Origin of the sequence: Chromohalobacter sp. 11-W (assembly GCF_029889905.1) — a bacterium.
Classification (GTDB): Bacteria; Pseudomonadota; Gammaproteobacteria; order Pseudomonadales; family Halomonadaceae; genus Chromohalobacter.
The window spans coordinates 331,249-354,043 of sequence record NZ_JARANZ010000001.1; the positions used below are offsets into that span (position 1 = coordinate 331,249).

Genomic DNA, 22,795 nt, shown 5'->3' on the forward strand with positions numbered 1-22,795 from the left:
GTGATACATGACCACACTCGGCCATCTGATCAACGGCTCACGCGTCGCCGGAGAAGGACGCACTCAGGACATCTTCAATCCCTCCACCGGTGAGGTCGGCGGCCAGGTGAGCCTGGCCAGCAAGGCCACCGTCGAGGACGCCATCGCCGCCGCCCAGGCCGCCTATCCGGCCTGGCGCGATACGCCGCCCGCCAAGCGGGCGCGGGTGATGTTCAACTTCAAGCAGTTGCTGGAGCAGAACGCCGACGAGATCGCTCGGCTGATCGGCCAGGAGCACGGCAAGATCGTCCACGATGCCAAGGGGGAGCTCGCGCGCGGCATCGAGAATGTCGAATACGCCTGTGGTGTACCGGAATTGCTCAAGGGCGAGTACAGCAAGAACACCGGGCCCGGCATCGACTCCTGGAGCGAGTTCCACTCGCTGGGCGTGGTGGCCGGCATCACGCCGTTCAACTTCCCGGCCATGGTGCCGCTGTGGATGTATCCCATGGCTATCGCCTGCGGCAATACCTTCGTGCTCAAGCCCTCCGAGCGCGACCCGACCTCGGCGCTCTACATCGCTGAACTGGCCCTGGAAGCGGGCTTGCCCGCCGGCGTGCTCAATGTGGTCAACGGCGACAAGGAAGCCGTGGATACCCTGCTCGACGACGACCGCGTGAAGGCCGTGAGCTTCGTCGGTTCCACGCCAATCGCCGAAACCATCTATCGCCGCGCGAGTGCCAACGGCAAGCGTTGCCAGGCCCTCGGCGGCGCCAAGAACCACGCCATCGTGATGCCCGACGCCGACATGGACAACGTGGTCAATTCCCTGAACGGGGCTGCCTTCGGCTCCTCCGGCGAGCGTTGCATGGCGCTATCGGTCGCGGTGGCCGTGGGCGACGAGATCGCCGATGCACTGATTGCCAAGATGCAGACGCAGATGAAGACCCTGAAGGTTGGCCCCTTCCATGACGCCGAGAACGACTTCGGCCCGGTGATTACCAAGGCCCACCAGGAGAAAGTCAGCGGTTACATCGACAGCGCCGAGCAGCAGGGCGCCGAAATCGTGGTCGATGGCCGCGGTGTCCAGGTGCCGGGTTATGAGCACGGCTTTTATGTTGGCGGCACTCTGATCGATCGCGTCACGCCCGACATGACCTGCTATCTAGAGGAGATATTCGGCCCGGTGCTGCTGGTGGTGCGTGTCGGCACAATGGAAGAGGCGATGCGGCTGATCGACGATCACGAATATGGCAACGGCACCTGCATCTACACCCGTGACGGCGAGGCGGCGCGTTACTTCAGCGATCATATCCAGGTGGGCATGGTCGGCATCAACGTCCCGCTGCCGGTGCCGGTTTCCTATCACAGCTTCGGTGGCTGGAAGCGCTCGCTGTTCGGAGACCTGGCCGCCTACGGGCCGGACGCCGTGCGCTTTTACACCAAGCGCAAGACCGTCACTCAGCGCTGGCCGTCGGCCGGCGTCCGCGAGGGCGCGCAGTTCTCCTTCCCCTCCTGAAACTCGATGGCCCCGCACATGCGGGGCCATTGCTTTCCATGGCTGTCAGCGGCAACTAGCTGCCAGCGCTGCCCGCAAATTGCGCGAATACCTCATCGCCGGTCAGGCGCGGCGTGTCGTTGGCGAAATCGTAGAAGCTGGGTTTTTCATCGATGAAGATCTGCTGGGCGACCGTCCAGGGTTCGCCGGCATCCAGCAGGCCCACGGGAAAGGCGTAGTGCTGGCCATTGGCGAGACGGTAGAAGAGGTGCGTGCCGCACTGTTGGCAGAAGCCGCGTTCGGCCCAGTCCGAAGACGCATAAACGCTGACGTTTTCCTCGCCCTCGAACGTCATTGGCTCGTCGCTTTCGATGGCAAGCATCGGACCGCCACTCCAGGTTTGGCACATGCGGCAGTGGCAGACACTCACGCCGTAACTGGCGAGCGACACGCGAATGCTGACAGCGCCGCACAGGCAGGTGCCTTGGCTTTCATGAGGGGCTGACATTGAGCGACTCCTTGTTGGGTGATGGCTGTGTTGTCGGCAAGACATGATGCCGATATCAATCGATGGCTTCGATCAGATCGGTCGCGGCTGCCTTGGCGCGATCCAGATAATCGCTGCCATTGGAAGGTGGCGTGGGATCGGCGGTCATGACGATGGTAGCGTCATGTGCCGGTACCACGAACAGTAACTGTCCCCCATACCCCCAACCATAATAGACCGCCGTATCGGCTAGCTGGGTAATGAACCACCCGTAGCCATAGTCGTCTTGATTGAAGTGCGAACGGGTACGCGCTTGCCAGGAGCGCTCTATCCATTCGGCGGGGAGCACGCGTTCGCCTTCGTACATGCCTTTTTGACGATATAGCTCCCCGATCTTCAACAAGGCGCGCGGCGAGAGCCCCATTTCATTACCCCCGAAATAGATGCCTTGAGGGTCACGCGTCCAGGGCGGTATTGCGATCTCCAGGGGCGTGCCCAACCACTCGCGCATCAGCGTGAGTGTATCGCGACCACTGGCATCGGTCAGCGCGGCAGAGAGCAGATGGCTATTGCCGGTCGAGTACAGCATGCGCCCACCGGGATCGGCGACGAAGGGGCGTGACAGGGCGTTGCCGACCCAGTTGTCACTGGCCACCCAACCACCGTAATTGGCGCCGGAAGTACGCTCCAGGCCGGCCTGCATGGAGAGTAGGTGGCCGACCTGGATGTCAGCGACGCGCGGACCGGCCTCGGCGGGGACGCGATCACCGAGCAGGTCAGTGATCGGCTGATCGACGCCCTGGATGACGTCACGCGCGATAGCGGCGCCCACCAATGCAGAGATCAGCACCTTGGAGAGCGATTTGATGTTGGCTGTCTCGTCGACGTCGTGCCCGCGCCAGCCACGTTCGATAAGGGTGTCGCCGTCGACGGCCATCAGTAGCGTATGCGTACGCGGCAAAGCCCCGGTACGTTGTGCGGCTTCTTCGAGTGCCGTGCGATCAATGGCCGCCATCGCCGGCATCGCCGCCATCGCCGGTATCGCCGGTATCGCCATGGCGGCGAGCGTGATGGTCAGTAGCGATAAGCGCCAGGGGCAGCGTCGTAAGGGCAACATGCGGTACGCATTCCATTGCAGGGAAAGGATGAGTGTGGCTGATGGACGGTAGAGACCCCAAAAGATAAGCGCAAAAAAAAGTCCCCAAGAAGGGGACTAGGGGAGCACGCCAGCTCACTCGGTTCATCGCTGCTGGGCAACGACGCTAAAAAAGGGGGAAGAAGGCGCCGGATTCGATGGTTGGCGTTCTTCGTATCTTATAGATAGCGAAATGCGTGCCGTTTTTTATAAAAACAATGTAAAACAATGACCTAGAAATTCAGGGCGTCGATGTAGAATGCCGCAGGGTGGGGTGCTGCGGCGAAGGATGCGCCAAGACGGAGAATTGCATGGGATTGGCGCACCATGAGTGAGCAGCAATTACCCGCCGATGCCCAACACCGGATAGAGCGAGGCCACGAGTAATGCGGCCATGGCGATATTGAACGCGCGGCGACGCCGGGCGCTTGAGAGCCACTGGCGAACCACCGTGCCCAGCCAGGCCCAAATGGAAATCGCCGGGAAGCAGACCAGGGCGAAGGCAGCCGCCACCAGCATGATGGATAGTAGCGAGCGGTCGGGCGCGTAAAGCGTGATCGCCGACAGGCCCATCGCCCACGCCTTGGGATTCACCCATTGAAAGGCCGCGGCTTGCCAGAAGGTCATTGGTTGACCACCGGCCGCCGTGTCTTTCAGCGGCGCGGCCGTGGCGACTTTCCAGGCCAGCCAGAGCAGATAACCGATGGAGATGACTTCCAGAACGTTACGCAGGAGGGGGAAAGCGTCAAACAGCGCCATCAGCCCGATACCAGCCATCAAGGTCAATACGGTCAAGCCACCGACGATGCCGATCATGTGCGGCACTGTTCTGCGAAACCCGAAGTTGGCACCGGAAGCCATGAGCATGAGGTTGTTCGGCCCCGGGGTCGCGGTGGTGACCAGCGCGAAGCCCAGCAGCGCGGCGAGTGTGGGGAAATTCATGGACGATCCTCTCTTTGCACGTGGCGTGAAATTTTAAGAGAATCGTGACGCAATATTGGCCCTCATATCGTCGTTTTTGCGCGTTTTATGCAATGAAGGAATGAAATGGATGCTGTAGACCGCAGGATATTGCAAGAGCTCACGCAGGATGGTCGTATCAGCAACGTGCAGCTGGCCGAACGTGTCGCATTATCGCCTTCGGCATGCCTGCGTCGTGTTCAGGAGCTCGAGCGCACGGGCGTGATTCGTGGCTATCGTGCGGTGACCGATCCCCAGCAAATGGGGCGCGGGTTCGTGGCCTATGTCACGGTGGGACTGTCATCGCACACCAAGGCCGCTCAGGAAAGCTTCGAGCGTGCCATGTATGTCGCCTCCGACGTGGTCGAATGTCACAACATCGCCGGCACGTTCGAGTATCTCTTGCGGGTCGAAAGCCAGGATCTGGCGAGCTACAAACGCTTTCACACCGAAATGCTGGGGACGCAGCCCCATGTCAGTGCGATCACGACGCATATCGTGATGAGTTCACCGAAAGACGAGCGGCGTTAATCGGTCGGCCGGTGCCCGATGCACCGGCCAAGGAAGGAAGCAGTAGCGAGCATCGGCAGGACGCCGATGCATAGCCTTATAGATTGGCGAGGATGGTTTCGGCGCTGCTCTTCTCGACGCCCTTCTCATCGACGCCTAAGTAGCTCACCACGCCATCGTCGACGATCATGGCGTAACGCTGGCTACGTGTTCCCATGCCGGCGCCGCTGGCATCCTTCTCCATGCCGATGGCGCGAGTAAAGTCGGCATGCCCGTCGGCGAGCATGGTAATCGCCTGGGCGTTTTGATCCTGCTGCCAGGCGCCGAGCACGAAAGCGTCGTTGACGGCCAGGCAGGCGATGGCGTCCACTCCCTTGGCAAGAATGTCGTCGGCGTTGATCACGAAGCCCGGCATGTGGGTGTTGGAGCATCCCGGCGTAAAGGCGCCGGGCACCGCGAACAGCACCACACGCTTGCCAGCGAAGAACTCGCCGGTATCGAAGTCTTCTGGGCCGTTGGCGCCATTGGTCTTGAGGGTGACGCTGGGTAGCTTGTCGCCTTGCGCGATGGTCATAGTGAACTCCTTTAGGTGATCGGTCCTGATCATTCACAGTGCGCTATTAGATCGGCATACCGCAACCCTCGGGTATCCGGTCGGTCGTGATGGTTGGGGCGCGTGGCGCCAAGTGTGGTGAGAGCGATGGTAGACTCGCACCATAGCGTGAGGGTTCAACCGGATTGAGAGAGCAATGGCCAGACGAAAAGGATGGATTCGTCAGCAGAACGTGGAGAAGATCCTGCTGGCGGCGGAGCAGGTGTTTGCAGAGAAAGGGTATGCCGGCGCCTCGATGGGGGAGATCGCGCAATTGGCGGGGCTTCCCAAGTCCAATGTGCACTACTACTTTTCCACCAAGGAAGAGCTGTACCGTGACGTCCTGCTCGAACTCCTCGAGGTGTGGAAGCAGGATGCGCTGTGCTTCGAGCTTTATGACGATCCGCGCATCGTGCTCTCAACTTACATTCGCGCCAAGATGAACCACTCGCGCGGCCGCGCGGCAGGATCCAAGGTCTGGGCAGCCGAAGTCATGCAAGGGGGCGCGGTCATCGGCGATTCACTTCGCGATAACCTCTATGAATGGGCCAAGCTCAAGGAGGCGAAGATACGTGAATGGGTCGAGGCGGGGCAGATCTGGCCTGTCGAGCCGTCCTACTTGCTGTACATGATCTGGGCATCGACCCAGCATTATGCCGATTTCGATTACCAGATTTATCTCCTCAACGATGATGCACCCCTCGACGACACTCAGTTCGAGCATGCGGTGCAGTCGGTGACTAGCGTTATCTTGCGTGGGATAGGGTTATCGCCGTGACATGACCGTCCTATGAGCGGAAGACGCCCCCAGCATTGTTGCCAGGGGCACCGCTCGAGTGGGCAGGAACGTGTTCAGGCGGACTCACGAAACGGATTGCGCGGGTCCTCGTTCCAGCTCATGTAGGGTTTGTCGCTTGGCTGCGGCACCATGCTGATGCAGTCTTCGACCGGGCAGGTGATCTGGCACAGGTTGCAGCCCACACACTCCTCCTCGATCACCTCGTAGCGCCGCGCGCCGCTGGCGTCGATCAGCTTGGCGATCGACTGATGCGAGGTGTCCTCGCAGGCGATGTAGCAGCGCCCGCACTGGATGCACGTGTCCTGATCGATGTGCGCGATAGTCTGGAAGTTCATGTCCAGATACTTCCAATCGGTGGTATTGGCCACTGCCTTGCCGGAGAACTCGGCGAGGCTGCGATAGCCCTTCTCGGCCATCCAGCGCGCCAGGCCGTCCTGCATTTCCTCGACGATGCGAAAGCCGTGGAGCATGGCGGCGGTACATACCTGCATCGCGCCGGCCCCCAGCGCGGCGAACTCCGCGGCGTCGCGCCAGTTGGAGATGCCACCGATACCGCAGATCGGCAGACCTTGAGTCTCTGGATCGCGGGCGATCTCGGCGACCATGTTCATGGCGATCGGCTTGACCGCCGCGCCGCAGTAGCCGCCGTGGGTGCTCTGGCTGCCCACGGTGGGTTTGGCGACCATGTTATCGAGATCGATCGAGGTGATCGAGTTGATGGTATTGATCAGTGATACTGCGTCGGCGCCGCCGCGCATCGCCGCCCGTGCTGGGGCGCGGATGTCGGTGATGTTGGGCGTCAGCTTGACGATTACCGGCTTGGAATAATACTGCTTGCACCAGCGCGTGACCTGCTCGATCAGGTCGGGGTTCTGGCCTACCGCGGCGCCCATGCCGCGCTCGGGCATGCCGTGCGGGCAACCCAGGTTGAGCTCGATACCGTCGGCGCCGGTGGCTTCCACCAGTGGCAGGATCGCCTTCCAGCTCTCCTCGACGCAGGGCACCATCAGCGAGACGATCAACGCGCGGTCGGGCCAGCGCTTCTTGACCTCGGTGATCTCGCGCAGGTTGATCTCCAGGCTTCGGTCGGTGATCAGCTCGATGTTGTTGAAGCCCAACACCTCGCGGTTCTTGCCGAAGTGCGCCGAATAGCGCGACGACACGTTGACCGCCGCGGGGTCCTCACCGAGGGTCTTCCAGACCACGCCACCCCAACCGGCCTCATAGGCGCGCTCGACGTTGTAGGCCTTGTCGGTGGGCGGGGCGGACGCCAGCCAGAAGGGGTTGGGCGAGCGGATGCCGGCGAATTCGATGCTTAGATCGACGTTGGGCTTTTTCGCGGATGCCTTCATTACGCGACCTCCTGCTGGGCCATGATCTCGTTGTGGATGGCCTGGGCGGCCAGCTTGCCGTGCTGCACGGCCTGGACGGTAAGGTCCTGTCCGGCTGCGATGCAGTCGCCGCCGGCAAACACGCCGGCCAGAGAGGTGCGAAAGTTGCCGTCGACCTCGATCTTGCCGGCTTCCTGGCCGAGCTGGCCGGCTCTGGCGTCGCTCAGGCTGGCGGCGTCGAAGGCCTGGCCGATCGCCGTGAACACCGCGTCGGCAGGGATGTCGAGGGTTTCGCCGGTGGTAGCCAGCGCCCCACCGCGGGACTCGGTGCGCGCGAAACGCATGCCGGCCACGCGTCCGGTATCGTCGAGCAGAACCTGTTCGGGCTGGGCCCAGGTGACGATACGTACGCCGTTGGCCTTGGCGATTTCCTGTTCGTGGCCGGTGGCGGCCATCGACTCGACCCCGCGCCGGTAGACCAGGGTGACCGCGTCGGCACCCAGGCGAGCCATTTGCACCGCCATGTCGATGGCGGTATTGCCGGCCCCGATCACCACGCAGCGCTTCGCCAGCGGCAACTCGCTCAGGTCATCGGTCTGGCGCAGCTCCTTGATGTAGTCGGTGGCGGGCATCAAGCCCACGGCGTGTTCCCCGGTCAAGCCGAGCTGGCGGCTGGTGCCGAGGCCCAGGCCCAGAAACACCGAGTCATAGTCGCGTTGCAGGGTGTCGAGAGCGAGATTGTCACCCAGACGTTGGCCGTGGCGGATCTCGATGCCACCGATCTCGAGCAGGAAGTCGATCTCCTTTTGGGCGTAGTCGTCGACCAGCTTGTAGCGGGCAATGCCGTATTCGTTGAGGCCGCCGGTCTTGGCTTCGGCCTCGAAGATCGTCACCCGGTGACCGTAGGTGGCCAGGCGATGCGCGCAAGACAGTCCGGCCGGCCCGGCGCCGACGATGGCAATGTGCTTGCCGGTGTCGGCGGCGCGCATGAATGGATGGCCGTCGAAGTGCATGTGATCGACGGCGTGGCGTTGTAGCAGGCCGATCAGCACCGGTTGGCACTCGGCATCGTGATTGCGCACGCAACTTTGCTCGCAGAGGATCTCGGTGGGACAGACGCGGGCGCAACTGCCCCCGAGGATGTTCTCCTCGAGAATGGTTTGTGCGGCGCCGTTGATGTTGTCCTCGGCGATCTCGCGGATGAAGCGCGGAATGTCGATATCCGACGGACAGGCTTCGACGCAGGGCGCATCAAAACAGTACAGGCAGCGCTGGCTCTCGATGAACGCCTGGCGCTGGGTCAGCGGCGGGTGCAGGTCACTGAAGTTGGCCTCGAGCGCGGTAGTGCTATCACGGGTGCCATCGCCGGCTCGGGTCAGGTGGTTGAGAGGGTGGGTCACGGTAGCTCTCCTTCGGCACCGCCGTTCGCTTAGAGCGCATCGGCGGGCCGCTTTTTGTTATGCAATTCGGTCAGCGACGAAGGTGCGGCTCAGCGCTCGACGGCGGTGGCCGCGTTACGCTCGGCGCGTTTCTTGAGCACGTCGTAGACGCCGGGGTAGGCGGGCCGCTCGATATAGCGACCGGCACCTTTCTCGGCGTGCAGGTCCTTGCCATCGCGCCACACCCACTTGCCCTGGCTGATGGTATGACGCGGGATGCCGCGCACCGTCTTGCCCTCGAAGATGTTGAAATCGACGTTCTGATGGTGGGTTTTGGCGGAAATCGTGCGCGTGGCGTTGGGGTCCCAGACCACCAGGTCGGCGTCGGCGCCCTCCTGGATCGCGCCCTTGCGCGGGTACATGTTGAATATCTTGGCGGTGTTGGTGGAGGTGACGGCGACGAAATCCTGCATCGAGATACGCCCGCCGTTGACGCCTTCGTCCCAGATTACCGCCATGCGATCCTCGATCCCGGCGGTGCCGTTGGGGATCTTGGTAAAATCGTCCTTGCCCATCGCCTTCTGATCGTCGCAGAAGCAGCAGTGGTCGGTGGCGGTGGTCTGCAGGTTGCCGGATTGCAGACCGGTCCAAAGCGCGTCTTGATGCTCCTTGCTGCGAAACGGGGGGCTCATCACGTGGGCGGCGGCCTTGGCCCAGTCCGCGTTGCGGTAGACGCTGTCGTCGATCATCAGGTGCCCGGCGAGACATTCGCCGTAGACCGGCTGGCCCTGGCGGCGGGCGTAGGTGATCTCGTCGAGCGCGTCGCGACAGGAGACGTGAACCACGTAGATCGGTGCGCCCAGCGTGCCGGCGATGCGGATGGCGCGGCTGGCGGCTTCGCCTTCGACCTGCGGCGGGCGCGACAGCGGATGGGCTTCGGGGCCGGTAAGCCCTTGAGCGAGCAGTTTCTGCTGCATGTGATAGACCAGTTCACCATTCTCGGCATGCACGGTGGGCACTGCGCCGAGTTCCAGGCAGCGGGTGAAGCTGGCCACCAGGATGTCGTCGGTGGCCATGATGGCGTTCTTGTAGGCCATGAAATGCTTGAAGCTATTGACGCCGTGTTCGCGCACCAGGGTGCCCATGTCTTCGTGGACACTGTCGTCCCACCAGGTCACCGCGACATGGAAGGCGTAGTCGCTGGCGGCCTTCTCGGCCCAGCCGCGCCAGGTCTCGAAGGCTTCCATCAGCGGCTGGCCGGGGCTGGGGATCACGAAGTCGATGATTGTGGTAGTGCCGCCGGCGAGCCCGGCGGCGGTGCCGGTGTAGAAATCCTCGCTGGCAACGGTGCCCATGAACGGCAACTGCATATGGGTATGCGGGTCGATGCCGCCGGGCATTACGTACTGGCCGTTGGCGTCGATCACCTCGGCGTCGGCCGGGGCTTCGAGGTCGACGCCGACGGCGGCGATCTTGCCGTCCACGCAGAGCACGTCGGCGCGGTAGGTATCGTCATGGGTGACGACGGTGCCGCCACGGATCAGGATGGTCATGGTCTCTCACCTCTTGGAATTGTTGTCTTATCGGGTTGCTGAATCGGTGCATCAGTTGTCCGAGGTCTAGCCAGAAACGCGACGAGCGAAGCCAAGACAAGGCGAACAAAGGCGAAAGGGCGGAGTTTACTGGTGTAAATGAGCACCTTGAGGCTTTGTTCAACGCCGTATTGGCAAGCGCAGTCCGTTTCCGGCAGACCGATTATTCGCCGTCGGTGAGCCGCGTATAGGTCTCCGGCCGGCGGTCGCGGAAGAACTGCCAGGTGTTGCGAATCTCGCGGACCATCGCCAGATCGACCTCGTGAATCAGCAGTTCGTCCTCGCTGGCGCTGGCCTTGGCTTCGATCTGGCCGCGCGGGTTGGCGATATAGGAGTTGCCGTAGAATTCGCCGATGTTCCAAGGCGCTTCAGTGCCGACGCGGTTGATGGCGGCGACGAAGCAGCCGTTGGCGGCGGCCGAGGCGGGCTGTTCGAGTTCCCACAGGTATTGCGACAGGCCGGCGACGGTCGCCGAGGGGTTGAAGATGATCTCGGCGCCGTTGAGTGCCAGGGCGCGCCAGCCTTCGGGGAAGTGGCGGTCGTAGCAGATATACACGCCGATCTTGCCGTAGGCGGTGTCGAAGACCGGCCAGTTCGACTTGCCCGGCTTGAAGAAGTACTTCTCCCAGAAGCCGGCGACCTGGGGAATGTGTGTCTTGTGGTACTTGCCGAGATAGCTGCCGTCGGCATCGAATACTGCCGCGGTGTTGTAGTAGATGCCCGGGCCGGTCTCCTCGAAGATGGGCACGATGATCACCATGTGATGCTTGGCCGCGAGTTTCTGCATCATCTGGCAGGTCGGCCCTTCGGGGACTTTCTCGGCGGCGGCGTACCACTTCTTGTCCTGGCTGGGGCAGAAGTAGGGCTGGTTGAAGACTTCCTGGAAACACAGCACCTGGACACCGGCCTCGGCGGCTTGCTCGATGTAGGGCAAATGCGCCTCGTTCATGGCATCGCGGATAGCGGCCGGCTCGAGGTCGGTCTCGGCCTTCAAGGCCATCTGGATCAAGCCGATCTTTACTTTTTCCATCAATCAATCCTCATCTTGTGCTTGTTGTTAACGCTCGTCATGCGTCGGCATGTATTGATTCTCTTTTTCTAAAACCTGTCTGTAGAGTCAGGATAGTAAAAACCTAGTCGCTCTTCAGGTATTATTTCAAGATGTTTTTAAAATTTTCGTCATGGTCTTAAAATAGTGTAACTCATTAATTAACAACGAATTCCCTATAAGGATGCAGGGCATGCACCAAGCCTTTCATTCAAAAATATGAGTTATTTTTTACTTTTAAAACATATAGATATGATGTTTATCAAGACAAATGGGAAGGCTGAGTGGCGTTGTTATGCACCATTATAGAAATTGTCTAGAGTGTCAGGATGCTTGCCATCCAGCCCGATAAGGCATGCTTAATGTTCGTAGTGATGATATCGCTCAAAAGTTGACGATATAGGCAGGATTGATTGGTTTATTGAAATCAATGACTTGTTGCAAGCGGCCAGGGTCGCCTAGGGCGGCTTTCAAGGGTGCCCCTTCATCAAAACGTCAAGTTGGGCACGCTTTTTGCGGGAAAGTGGCAAGCGACAGTCAGTATTCAACACAACGCATGGCTTCCCGGTGCGGGGAGTCGGCGGCCGCATGAGGAGATAACAACAATGACGGCAAACACTTCACGCTCGGTACAGCGTGGCGATCTCGTCGAGCTCGAGGTCGGTGACGATGTTCGGGAAAGTTCACGCTTCAATGAGGATATCGCCCCGACACGACTCGAAGAGCGTACTTGGTCGCGTTGGAACGTCGCGGCCTTGTGGGTCGGTCTGTCGATTTGCGTACCGACCTACACGCTGGGCGGCATCCTGACCGCTTACTTCGGCCTCTCGGTGAGCGAGGCGTTGGTCACGATCTTGATTGCCAATATCGTGATCCTGGTGCCCCTGACGCTGAACGCCTTCCCTGGCACCAAGTTCGGCATCCCGTTTCCGGTGGTGCTGCGCTCGTCGTTCGGTATTCGTGGCTCCAACGTTCCCTGCCTGATCAGGGCACTGGTCGGGTGCGGCTGGTTCGGCATTCAGACGATGTTCGGTGGGCTGGCGATTCACCTTTTGCTGTCGGCGGTCTTTCCGCCCTGGCGTGGGCTGGAAGGGCTCGGCGAGGTGATCGGCTTCTTCCTGTTCGGTGCCATGAATCTTTATGTGGTGATCCGCGGTGCCGAGTCGATCAAGTGGCTGGAAACCCTTTCGGCGCCGCTGCTGTTGGCGGTCGCTGTTGGCTTGATGGTGTGGGCCATGCCGCACGTATCGATGACCGAGCTGTTGAGCCAGCCGCCGTCGCGACCCGAGGGCGAGCCGGTATACGGCTACTTTTTCGCCGGACTGACGGCCATGGTGGGTTTCTGGGCGACCCTATCGCTCAATATTCCCGACTTCAGTCGTTTTGCCAAGAGTCAGAAGGACCAGATCGTTGGCCAGATCATCGGCTTACCGCTGACGATGTTCTTCTTTGCCTCGCTCGGCGTTGTCATGACGGCGGCGTCGGCGTCGCTGGTGGGTGAAACGATTGCCGACCCGGTGAACTTGATCGGGCGTATCGACAATCCTTTCTGGGTGGTCATCGCCATGGTGCTGATCATCATCGCGACGATCTCGACCAATACCGCCGGCAATATCGTGTCGCCGACCAACGACTTTCAGAATATCGCGCCCAAGCTGATCAATCAGACGCGTGGCACGCTGATGACCGGTCTGGTCGGGGTGCTGCTGATGGGGTATGACCTGCTGCAGAAAGCCGGCGTGATCGTTTCCGACGTGACCCTCGAGAGCCTGTATTCCAACTGGTTGCTGGGGTATTCGAGCCTGTTGGGGCCGATCGCTGGGATCATGATCGTCGATTACTTCCTGATCAAGCGCCAGAAACTCGACGTTGCCAGCCTGTACAAGGACGGTGCGGCCTATCCGGCTTACAATCCGGCCGGTTTCATCGCCTTCTTCGTGCCGGTGGCGCTGACTGTCTTCTCGCTGACGACGGGCGCCTGGACCTGGTTCTACGATTACGGCTGGTTTACCGGCTCGGCGTTGGGAGCAGCGATCTATTATGTGGCAAGCCACCGACTCGCCAAGCCGGTGAGCCAAGATGATGTCGTTTCCGATAAAGTGGGCACCTGAGCGAGCGCGATGCGGTCATCGTGATGTCCTGTTGTCTACACGCAAACCACCGCCCAAGGGCGGTGGTTTTTACGTGGGTCAATAAGGAAGATGTGGTTCAACGTGCCGCAATGGCATCGACGGGAGTTGCGTTGCCTGCGGCGGCGTCGCGATAGGCGGCGTCTTCTTCGGCCAGAACCTGCGGCGAGAATCGGACGAGCATGGTGCAAAAGGAGGCGAGCATAACCGCAACGCCGAGGAAGAAGAGGCCTTGCTGATAGGAAAGCGATTCGCTGCGAAACAGAAATCCCGCCGCCACGGCGCCAGCGTTGCCGCCCGCGCCGACGATGCCGGCCACGGCGCCGAGGGCCTTCTTGTTGATGAACGGTACGATCCCGAAGGTGGCGCCTTCCGCCATCTGGGTGAATAGGCTGAAGACCAGCATGATGCCGATGGCGAGCGCCAGCGTTTGCATCTGGGCGAATCCCATCAGAGCGATGCCTTCGCAGAACATGGCGATGAATAGCCAACGCACGCGACCCTTGAGACCACCCTGGCGGGCGAAAAGATCTGAGAAAATGCCGCCCAAGGTACGAGCGAACAGGTTCATTAGTCCAAATAGCCCAGCGATGAGTCCGGCGGTAGCCAGGTCGAGCTCGAAGTTATCGAAGAAGTAAATGGCGGCGATATTGTTGATGGTCAGCTCGACGCCGAAGCAGGCTGCGTAGACGATGAACAGCGCCCAGACGCGTACATCCTGCATGGCGGCGCCAAAGCTTTGCGCCATGCCGTGCTCCTTCTCGGCATAGGGGAGCTCACCGCGCGCTCGCAGCGCGTCGAAGTCGCCGTTCGGTGCATCTTGGGTAAAGAAGTAGTAAGCGATACCGGTCGCGAACAGTACGATGCCGGGCACCACCATGGCCAGGCGCCAGCCTAGCGCTTCATTCACGCCCAGCATCATGATGCCGGCGAAGACCAAGGGCATGAGGATTTGCGTCGTGCCGCCGCCCAGGTTGCCCCAGCCCGCCGTGGTGGCGTTGGCGGTGCCGACAACGTTGGGCGCGAACATGATCGAGGAATGATACTGGGTAATGACGAAGGAGGCGCCGATTGCGCCGATGGCCAGCCGCGCCAACAGGAAGGTTTCAAAGTTGTCGGCGAGGCCGATCAGCATTACCGGCAGGGAACCGAGGCACAACAGCCAAGTGTAAGCCTTGCGGGGGCCGATCTTGTCGCAGAGAAGCCCGATCACCAGGCGTACCAGAACGGTAATGGCCACCGAGGCGATGATGGTGTTGCCGATCTGGGTTTTGCTCAGGTCAAGGTCTTCACGTACTACGGCCATCAGCGGGGCGATGCCGAACCAGCCGAAGAAGCAGACGTGGAATGCGAACCACGACATGTGGAAGGCGCGCATCTGTGGTGTCTTGAGGCTGAAAAGCCGTATCTTGTTGGCTTTGTTGCGGATTTCCATGGCTCATCCTCTAGCGTTGGAGTGGCGGTGATCGAACGTGACGTCGGCAACCTTCGTCAGGAAGGGCCGGGCCTGGGGTTCGACGCACTCGTACTCACTTGGCGAGCCTGGTCCACGTCTTGCTGTTCCATAAAAAGCAAAAGCCATGCCAATGAAGCAGAGCGAGGATGAATGCCCCGGCTTATCCCTCCACAGCGGCGCATTGGCATGTTTTTGGTGCGCCTTGAAGCGCTATCGCACCTTTGTAATGCATCGTTGACGCACTGCTGATGTGCAGAGTCCGTGTGGCATGGGCTGCCGCAGGGCATTACCTGGCATGTAACCTGCATTACAACTCGACAAGCACCCAGGGGAGGAAAGCGCATGACCGTGAAGGTGCTGATCGTGGATGCGCGTCCGGAACGTTCGCGAGCACTCGAACATGCGTTGCGCGACGCAGGATTCGAGGTCGTGACGCGTGCCGACGAGCATGACGATCTCTACGCCATCATGACGCGCGTCAAGCCGGATGCGGTGATCATCGATGCGGCGCTGCCCAGTCGCGATACCCTGGAGCATATGGGCCAACTGGGTCGCCGCTTCCCCAAGCCGATGATCATGCTCGCCGAGGAAGAAACGCCGGACTTGACGCGTGAAGCGACGAGTGCAGGCGTCAGCGCCTACGTGGTCGAGGATGTGCAGCCAGCGCTGGTGCGCTCGATGGTCAATGTGGCGATTGCCAGCTTCGAAGCGCATCGCGCTCTCAAGGGCGAACTGACCAAGACTCAGACCACGCTGGCGCAGCGGCGCACCATTGAGCGCGCCAAGAGCCAGTTGATGGAAACGCACGCGTTCAGCGAAGACGCCGCCTATCAGTGGCTACGCAAGCACGCCATGAATCGTCGGCTGACCATTCACGAGGTGGCTCAGGTCGTCCTGGCCAGCGATGACGTCGAGTCGTAGGAGACAATGATGAACGAGCCTCAAGCGCCTCGAGGCGAGTGGCCCTCGCCCGAGCGCGCTACGCTGAGCCTGGGCATGTTGCCGCTCAACGATGCTGCGCCATTGGTGGTGGCGCGAGAACGCGGCTTCTTCGCGGCGCAAGGGCTGGATGTGACACTGCAAGTCGAGTCGTCGTGGGCCGGTGTGCGCGATGGTATGCAACTCGGGCTCCTCGATGGTGCGCAAATGCTGCCCTTGATGCCGCTGGCCTCGACATTGGGATTCGATGGACGCCCTACGCCGATGCTTTCGGCACTGACACTAAACCTTGGCGGTAATGCCATCACCGTGTCCAATGCGCTGTATGCCAGCATGCAGGCAGCCGACCCTGAGGCCATGGCGCAGGCACCGGTTTCCGCCCGTGCACTGGCGGCGGTGGTGCGCCAACGGCGAGCCGCTGGCGAGCCGGCGTTGCGTTTCGCTAGCGTGTATCCGTTTTCTTCGCACCGCTATCAGCTGCGCTATTGGCTGGCGGAAGGCGGTGTCGACCCTGATCGTGATCTCGAATTGCGCGTGGTGCCTCCGCCCTTGGTGGCGGAGCAACTCGAGGCCGGTTGGCTGGATGGCTACTGTGTCGGCGAACCCTGGAATACGCTCGCGGCGCGTCGGGAAAGCGGCCGCGTGCTGATCGGCAGTCATGCCATTTGGCAGCATGGGCAGGAAAAAGTCTTCGCGGTACGCGAGGCATGGGCCGATGCCTATCCGGCCACGCACCGCGCGGTGTTACGAGCGCTACTCGAGGCTTGCGCCTGGCTGGAAGCCCCGTCGCAGCGTATCGAGGCGGCACGCTTGATGTGCGAAAAGGGCTATCTGGACGTGCCACCCACCGTGGTGGAGGAAAGCATGGCGGCGGAAGGTACACCGGCGCCGCATGGCGCGAGTGTGTTCCATCGGCATGCCGCGAACTTCCCTTGGCGGTCTCATCTACGCTGGTACGCTGAGCAGATGCGGCGTTGGCAGCACCTGGGTGTCACCACGCCAGCGCTCGAGGACTGCCTGACACGTTGCGTGCGGCCGGATCTTTTCCGCGAAGCGGCCGATGATCTTGGCATCAACTATCCGCTCGTCGATGACAAAAGCGAAGGCGAGCATACGACCGAATGGTCGCTGGAAGGGCGCCGTGGCGATATCGCCATGGGGAGCGATCGGCTGTTGGGCGGCGGGCGTTTTTCGGGCCAAGGCTGAACGAGGCCCCAAACGCAAATAGCCCCACCGCAATGGTGAGGCGATTTGTGTGGATTCTCGGCGAGTTTTCTAGCCTTCGTCGCCCGGTTTCTCGTCGAGATGCACGCTTGCGATGGCGGGTGTATCGCTGTCGCTTTCCAGTTTGGCGAGTAGCGGCTTGGATTCCTTCTGGAATGCCGCCAATGCCTTGCCTTCCAGACTCTGGTTTTCGGGCAACTTGACGCGCATGGCGTCCACGGAGCGGTTGTTGACCATTACCTCGTAGTGCAGGTGTGGGCCCGTGCTACCCCCCGTGTTGCCGGATAAGGCTATTTTTTGACCCATCTCGACACGATCGCCTTCAGAGACGAGGCGTTTGGAGAGATGCATGTAGCGCGTCTTGTAGCCGTTGTCGTGGCGAATGACGAGGTAGTTGCCGGCGCCACCCGCCTGATAGGCGGACTTGATGACGCGGCCGGCAGCCGGTGCATCGACGGGCGTGCCGGTACGCATGGCGAAGTCCGTACCTCGGTGCGGGCTGATGCGTCCGGTGATTGGGTGCGTGCGCCGCAGATTGAACGGCGAGCTTATGCGATAGTGCCCCTCGAACGGATACCGGTTAAAGGCTGGATCGAGGCTCTGGCCGTCGGGCGTATAGAACTGGTCGTCGGCGTTATTGCGTACGACAGTCAGGTTCATGCGATCGCCTTGGTACTGAGCGGCGAGAATCCGTGAATCGACGCTTTCACCTTCCAGCATGTCGGATTCGACGAGTACCTGGAAATGATCGCCGGCACGCGTATTGCGGCGGAAATCCAATTTCTTCGAGAGCAGGCTCGTCAACTGGGCGACTTCGGCGCGAGAAAGCCCTGTGGATTCCGCCGAAAGAGTGAAGCTTCCGTTGACCGTGCCGGCAAAAAGACGCTGAGACGGTTCAGTGGCCTTGAGGATATTGGAGACGTCGAAATCGTCTTGGGGGGACTTGCGCTCAATCAAGTAGCCTTCACGTGCATTTTTCATGACACGCAGTGCGAGCAGGTCGCCTTCCTGATCGAACTTGTAATCGAACGAGCGCCCGACACGCCAGCGGGTCAAGGCGCTCTTGTCGGGAATGCTGTCCAGAATGTGCATGACATCGCTGTACCCCAAGCCTAGGGTACGCTCCGCCGTCAAGGCGAACGTATCACCTTTCTGTACCGTATAGGTTTCCCATTCCGGCACGAATTCCTGCTGTGTAGCGATCTCGCGCTCAAGATCGGGGGGGCCATCCTCGTCGTGCAATTCCGTCGGGTCGATGGAAAAGTCTTCGTAGGACGTTCCGCCCAAGGCCTCATCGTCGAGCTCGTCCTCGGAGAGAAGTCCAGGCAACTGAATGGCCGCGTGGAGAGCCTCGGCGGCGAGGTAAGGAGGAGCGGCATGTGCCTTGAAGGCGGGCGCCTCGGCCACGGTGTCATCAGCCGCGTGTGCCTTGTCGACGAAGTCGACATCGACGATTTCCTGAGCCTTGAGCTCGCTCAGAGGAATGTCGCGCGTGGTGACGGTTTCCAAGGTGTCGAGGGCATTGCTCGCCAACGAAGGAGACGACGAACGAGAGTCGTCGACGTCTTGAGTGATCTGGTGAGTGGCTGAAGTGCCACCATTGTCGTCGATGACGGTAACGATTTTGTGCGCGCCCAGCATGGTCACCATGGTGGCGACCGGTAACAAAATTAATTTATGTGTGCGGGGCAGCGAATGAAGAATCCGCAGCATGATAAATAGAAGCCGTATACGTGAACGTTAAATAGATAAAAGGCATCGAAACGATAACTCATGCTAAATGAAATGCCTATCCTGTTCATGCATACAGCATAGGCAAGCCGATGTTATCCGCTTGCCTATAACGTGGCTATGTTGGTAGTCCTTTACCGGTGCCATGCGATGTACCGTAGCGACATGATTTTAGTCGGTCAAGCTGCCGTCTCGATAGGCCTGCATGGCGGCCTCCAGCTCGTCGCGCGAGTTCATCACGAAAGGCCCGTAGTGGGCGATAGGCTCGCGGTGGGGGGTGCCACGCAAGAGCAAAGCGCCGGCCTTGCCGTTTGATTCCAGGGTGAGCGTATCGCCTGCCTCGAGCACTGCGAGATGACCAGCGTTTACCACTTGGTTACCAATCTTTACCGTACCTAGATAGGCATATACCAGCAGAGTCTCGTCACCTAGTTGCGTTAGCGACAAGGTACCCGATTCGAGCCGTACATCGGCGACGCCAGCATCGCCGGCCAGGGCATCGAGGGGGCCGTCGACGCTGGCCGTGGCATTTTGCCAGCGACCGCCGAGAGCGACCAAGTGAGCGGCTTGCCCTTCGAGACGTGGCATTTCCTGCGCGCGTATATCGCGGTAAGTGGCTGTGCTTAATTTATCGCGTGCCGGTAGGTTGATCCACAACTGGAAGGCGTGGAGTCCTTGGCTGTCGGTCAGCGGCATCTCGGAATGGATCATCCCGCGTCCGGTGTGCATCCATTGCGCATCGCCGGCATGAATGGTGCTGCTGTGACCTAGGTGGTCTTCGTGCGTTAGCCCCCCGTGAATGACATAGGTAAGCGTCTGCATGCCCCGGTGTGGGTGTGGAGGAAAGCCCCCGATATAGTCATCGGGCCGATCGGACCCCAGCTCGTCGAGCATGAGAAAAGGATCGAGCCCACCTTCGAAGTCGTGGAGGCGCTTGATCTTGACGCCATCGCCGTCTTGGCTTGGGTGGCTAGAGCGAATGTGTTTGATCTGGCGGTCAGCCTGCGTCGTGTGTGTCATGGTGAACCCTCTTGATGACCATGACTGGCATTCTAGTTCGTATTTTTCGAAAATTAATCGCATATTTTTGCTCCTAACCTTCGGGATAATCGAATGGTCAATGTCACGTTAGCGCAATGGCGAATGCTCGCCGCCGTGGTCGATCATGGCGGTTTCGCACGTGCCGCCGAAGCCGTGCACAAGAGTCCTTCCACGCTCAATCACGCGGTGCACAAGCTTGAAGAGCAGTTAGGCGTCCAGGTGCTGGAACCCGTGGGGCGCCAGGTGCGATTGACCGAGGCGGGCGACATGTTGCTACGTCGTGCCCGGCAATTGCTGGAAAGCGCCGAGGCCCTGGAAGATGTCGCCGGGCGCTTGGGCGAGGGGCTCGAAGCCGAGGTGGTGATCGCCGTCGATCAGATCTTTCCGACGGATGCCTTGGCGCATGCGTTGGACAGTGTCTCGCGCCACTATCCCCATGTTCGCGTGCAACTGCATGAAACCGTGCTCAATGGCGGTGTCGAGATGCTCTACGATGGACGAGCCGACCTGGTGGTGTCCGGCATCGCCGCCCAGGGTTTTCTGGGCGAGCCATTGGTCAACGTGGAGTTTTTGGCTGTCTCGCATCCCGAGCATCCCCTGCAGCATCTGGGACGTGAACTCGACCTGCGCGATCTGGAGCAGCATCGTCAATTGGTGGTGCGAGATTCGGCGCTACATCAGTCGATGGATGCCGGGTGGCTCAAGGCTGAGCAGCGCTGGACCCTGAGTCACCTGGTGACGTCGTTCGACATGCTGTGCCGTGGGTTGGGGTTCGCCTGGATGCCGACGACCCGCATTCGCGAGGCATTGCGCATGGGGGCGCTTGTCCCCTTGCCTCTGGCGCTCGGGGGGCGTCGCGAAACGCCGATGCAGTTAATCTTTCGCGACCGGGACCGCGCCGGGCCCGCCACGCGGGCGTTGGCGGCGGCCCTGCACGAAGCCGTGACCGATTGCTGTGATGAACATTCGATAGAAACGAATGATTAGGGCGCTTTAATGCGCTTGAGCATCGAATCAATCGTTCTATGCTGAGCGGCATCGAGGATGGCCAAGCGCCGGCCATCCGCTCAATAAGCGTCAGGATCGGTGTAGGAGTAAAGATATGGGACTGTTGATCGAAGGACGTTGGCACGACCAGTGGTATGACACCAAGAAGCACGGTGGTGAGTTCGTTCGCGAGTCCGCCCAGTTGCGTGACTGGGTGACGCCGGACGGTGCGCCGGGACCGCAAGGCCAGCCGGGTATCGCGGCCGAGGCGGGGCGCTTCCATCTGTATGTGTCGCTGGCGTGCCCGTGGGCGCATCGCACCCTGATCATGCGCAAGCTCAAGGGGCTCGAGGACTTGGTCGGTGTATCACATACCAGTCCGCTGATGCTGGAGCAGGGCTGGTCCTACGCCATCGACGAGGGCTCGAGTGGCGATCCGCTCAATGGCGTCGACTACCACCACCAGCTTTATACGCTGACCGATGCGCATTATACCGGGCGCGTAACGGTGCCGGCGCTGTGGGACAAGCGTGAGAAACGTATCATCAACAATGAGTCCGCCGACTTGGTACGCATGCTGGGTGGGGCATTCGATGATTTGACCGGTAACCGGCTGGATCTTTATCCAGAGGATCTCCGCGAGACCATCGATGCCGTCAACGCCGATGTTTATGATCACATCAACAATGGTGTTTACAAGGCTGGCTTCGCCACGCAGCAGGCGGTCTACGAGAAACACGTCAAGGCGTTGTTCGAGGCACTCGAGCGGCTCGAGTCACGGCTCGCCACGCAGCGTTATCTTGCCGGTGAGTGGCTGACCGAGGCGGACATTCGGCTATTCACCACGTTGATCCGCTTCGACGCCGTCTATCACGGACACTTCAAGTGCAATCTCCGGCGTATCGAAGATTATCCCAATTTGTCGAATTATCTGCGCGAGCTCTATCAATGGCCAGGCATTGCCGAGACGGTGAATTTCGATCACATCAAGCGCCATTACTATTATAGCCACGACACCATCAACCCCACGCGCATCGTCCCCAAGGGGCCGGTACTGACGCTGGAGCGTCCCCATGACCGCGAGCGGTTGCCGGGCAAGGGGATTCGTGGCGCTTAGATCGATGTATCAACGTCGCTGTTGGGCGCGTGTCAGCCAGCGATCGAGCGCATTGGCGAAGGTGCGTCGTTCGACGTCGCCATAAGGTTTGGGGCCACCGGTATGCTCGCCGCTGGCGCGTAGGGTTTCCATGAAGTCACGCATCTGTACCTGGGCGCGAATACTGTCGCGGGTCAGCGTTTCGCCACGATTGGTGATGACCTCGGCCTCGCGCGCCAATGCGGCCTCCGCCAGAGGCAAGTCGGCGGTAACAACGAGGTCGCCCGGCGACACTCGGTCGACGATGGCGTCGTCGGCGGCATCGAAGCCACCGGGAACGGCCAGCGCGCTGACCCAGGCCGAGGGCGGCAAGGGCAGGCGGTGATTGGCGACGAAGCGTGTCGGCGTTTGAGTGCGCTCGGCGGCACGTACGATGACTTCGCGGGCATGACGCGGACACGCGTCGGCGTCGATCCACAACGTCGGCATGGGGAGACTCCCTCGATAAGCTAATAGGGCTTGATGAACGAATAAGATTGGGCAAAGCCATTGGTCGATGGTAGTATGCCACCTCCTCGCATGTGTTGACCCCTCCATCCTGTATTCGTCCCTGTGCGATGTGCCTTCCACCCAACGTGGATAGAGCCTAAAGGACGTTTCTGCGCAAGGCGCATTGCCCGCTCGCTTCGAGCCGGCCGTGAGAGCGCTTGCCGCATCGATGGCGCGCCACGACGCGTAAGGTCGCCACAGCTGCCGCGTATGCGGCAGGACGCAGGTGCTGCGACCGGCGCCTTTTGTTTCGATGCCCCAGGCCGAGCGGCCGATGGGCAATGAAGGCGCCTTGAATTTTTCCGCCGGTTCGCTCCGGCTATCCAAGGTGTG

General features: G+C 60.7%; 20 protein-coding genes. 8 read left to right on the forward strand and 12 right to left on the reverse strand.

From position 1 onward, the window contains the following. Window positions 1-7 precede the first annotated feature (7 nt). On the forward strand, window positions 8-1,498 hold the full coding sequence (locus OP494_RS01485; RefSeq protein ID WP_280538973.1) for a CoA-acylating methylmalonate-semialdehyde dehydrogenase: 1,491 nt from the start codon (window positions 8-10) through the stop codon (window positions 1,496-1,498). Between the two features lie 55 nt (window positions 1,499-1,553). On the opposite strand, the gene OP494_RS01490 is transcribed toward OP494_RS01485, so the two are convergent. The 3 genes from OP494_RS01490 to OP494_RS01500 all read right to left on the reverse strand — a co-directional run bounded on the left by OP494_RS01490 (window position 1,554) and on the right by OP494_RS01500 (window position 4,041). Next, on the reverse strand, window positions 1,554-1,985 hold the full coding sequence (locus tag OP494_RS01490) for a GFA family protein (protein ID WP_280538974.1): 432 nt from the start codon (window positions 1,983-1,985) through the stop codon (window positions 1,554-1,556). 55 nt (window positions 1,986-2,040) lie between these two features. Further along, on the reverse strand, window positions 2,041-3,081 hold the full coding sequence (locus tag OP494_RS01495) for a serine hydrolase (protein ID WP_280538975.1): 1,041 nt from the start codon (window positions 3,079-3,081) through the stop codon (window positions 2,041-2,043). Window positions 3,082-3,441: 360 nt separating this feature from the next. Continuing rightward, window positions 3,442-4,041 (reverse strand): LysE family translocator, encoded by a 600-nt coding sequence (locus OP494_RS01500; protein WP_040244184.1) that lies wholly within the window; start codon window positions 4,039-4,041, stop codon window positions 3,442-3,444. 105 nt (window positions 4,042-4,146) lie between these two features. On the opposite strand from OP494_RS01500, the gene OP494_RS01505 reads away from it, so the two are divergent. Next, window positions 4,147-4,590, forward strand: coding sequence for an Lrp/AsnC family transcriptional regulator (locus OP494_RS01505; RefSeq protein WP_280538976.1), 444 nt, complete (start codon window positions 4,147-4,149; stop codon window positions 4,588-4,590). 76 nt (window positions 4,591-4,666) lie between these two features. On the opposite strand, the gene OP494_RS01510 is transcribed toward OP494_RS01505, so the two are convergent. Continuing rightward, a complete protein-coding gene (locus tag OP494_RS01510) occupies window positions 4,667-5,143 on the reverse strand; it encodes a peroxiredoxin (protein WP_277811873.1) in 477 nt (158 codons plus the stop codon). Window positions 5,144-5,318: 175 nt separating this feature from the next. On the opposite strand from OP494_RS01510, the gene OP494_RS01515 reads away from it, so the two are divergent. Beyond that, window positions 5,319-5,939: a TetR/AcrR family transcriptional regulator gene (locus tag OP494_RS01515; protein ID WP_075369997.1), complete on the forward strand. Its 621-nt coding sequence runs from the start codon at window positions 5,319-5,321 to the stop codon at window positions 5,937-5,939. A 74-nt stretch (window positions 5,940-6,013) separates the two neighbouring features. Here OP494_RS01515 and preA read toward each other — a convergent pair whose 3' ends face one another. The 4 genes from preA to OP494_RS01535 form a co-directional block, all read right to left on the reverse strand. Continuing rightward, window positions 6,014-7,312, reverse strand: coding sequence for an NAD-dependent dihydropyrimidine dehydrogenase subunit PreA (preA, locus tag OP494_RS01520; protein ID WP_280538977.1), 1,299 nt, complete (start codon window positions 7,310-7,312; stop codon window positions 6,014-6,016). Continuing rightward, entirely contained in the window at window positions 7,312-8,691 is a 1,380-nt protein-coding gene (locus OP494_RS01525; protein ID WP_280538978.1) for an NAD(P)-dependent oxidoreductase, read from the reverse strand. The genes preA and OP494_RS01525 overlap by 1 nt, the downstream gene beginning before the upstream one ends. 89 nt (window positions 8,692-8,780) lie before the next feature. Beyond that, window positions 8,781-10,223, reverse strand: coding sequence for a dihydropyrimidinase (hydA, locus tag OP494_RS01530; protein ID WP_280538979.1), 1,443 nt, complete (start codon window positions 10,221-10,223; stop codon window positions 8,781-8,783). Between the two features lie 202 nt (window positions 10,224-10,425). Continuing rightward, entirely contained in the window at window positions 10,426-11,292 is an 867-nt protein-coding gene (locus tag OP494_RS01535; RefSeq protein ID WP_280538980.1) for a nitrilase-related carbon-nitrogen hydrolase, read from the reverse strand. A 623-nt stretch (window positions 11,293-11,915) separates the two neighbouring features. Between OP494_RS01535 and OP494_RS01540 the strand changes: the two genes are divergently transcribed. Continuing rightward, on the forward strand, window positions 11,916-13,421 hold the full coding sequence (locus tag OP494_RS01540; protein WP_280538981.1) for an NCS1 family nucleobase:cation symporter-1: 1,506 nt from the start codon (window positions 11,916-11,918) through the stop codon (window positions 13,419-13,421). 97 nt (window positions 13,422-13,518) lie between these two features. Here OP494_RS01540 and OP494_RS01545 read toward each other — a convergent pair whose 3' ends face one another. Continuing rightward, a complete protein-coding gene (locus OP494_RS01545) occupies window positions 13,519-14,874 on the reverse strand; it encodes an MFS transporter (protein ID WP_280538982.1) in 1,356 nt (451 codons plus the stop codon). Window positions 14,875-15,237: 363 nt separating this feature from the next. Between OP494_RS01545 and OP494_RS01550 the strand changes: the two genes are divergently transcribed. Both OP494_RS01550 and OP494_RS01555 read left to right on the forward strand, forming a co-directional pair. Then, a complete protein-coding gene (locus OP494_RS01550; protein WP_280538983.1) occupies window positions 15,238-15,816 on the forward strand; it encodes an ANTAR domain-containing protein in 579 nt (192 codons plus the stop codon). 9 nt (window positions 15,817-15,825) lie between these two features. Beyond that, the gene (locus tag OP494_RS01555) at window positions 15,826-17,040 is read left to right on the forward strand and encodes a CmpA/NrtA family ABC transporter substrate-binding protein (RefSeq protein ID WP_280538985.1); all 1,215 of its coding nucleotides are present in this window, start codon (window positions 15,826-15,828) and stop codon (window positions 17,038-17,040) included. Between the two features lie 69 nt (window positions 17,041-17,109). On the opposite strand, the gene OP494_RS01560 is transcribed toward OP494_RS01555, so the two are convergent. Continuing rightward, a complete protein-coding gene (locus OP494_RS01560) occupies window positions 17,110-18,708 on the reverse strand; it encodes a peptidoglycan DD-metalloendopeptidase family protein (protein WP_348521689.1) in 1,599 nt (532 codons plus the stop codon). Between the two features lie 252 nt (window positions 18,709-18,960). After that, window positions 18,961-19,809, reverse strand: coding sequence for a pirin family protein (locus OP494_RS01565; protein ID WP_280538987.1), 849 nt, complete (start codon window positions 19,807-19,809; stop codon window positions 18,961-18,963). Between the two features lie 93 nt (window positions 19,810-19,902). Between OP494_RS01565 and OP494_RS01570 the strand changes: the two genes are divergently transcribed. Continuing rightward, window positions 19,903-20,817 carry a LysR family transcriptional regulator gene (locus tag OP494_RS01570; protein WP_280538988.1) on the forward strand — a complete coding sequence of 305 codons (915 nt, stop codon included), beginning with the start codon at window positions 19,903-19,905 and terminating at the stop codon, window positions 20,815-20,817. Between the two features lie 115 nt (window positions 20,818-20,932). Continuing rightward, window positions 20,933-21,934 carry a glutathione S-transferase family protein gene (locus OP494_RS01575; protein WP_280538990.1) on the forward strand — a complete coding sequence of 334 codons (1,002 nt, stop codon included), beginning with the start codon at window positions 20,933-20,935 and terminating at the stop codon, window positions 21,932-21,934. A gap of 9 nt (window positions 21,935-21,943) precedes the next feature. Here the strand turns inward: OP494_RS01575 and OP494_RS01580 are convergent, their stop codons facing one another. Beyond that, on the reverse strand, window positions 21,944-22,402 hold the full coding sequence (locus OP494_RS01580; RefSeq protein WP_280538991.1) for a YaiI/YqxD family protein: 459 nt from the start codon (window positions 22,400-22,402) through the stop codon (window positions 21,944-21,946). Window positions 22,403-22,795 lie beyond the last annotated feature (393 nt).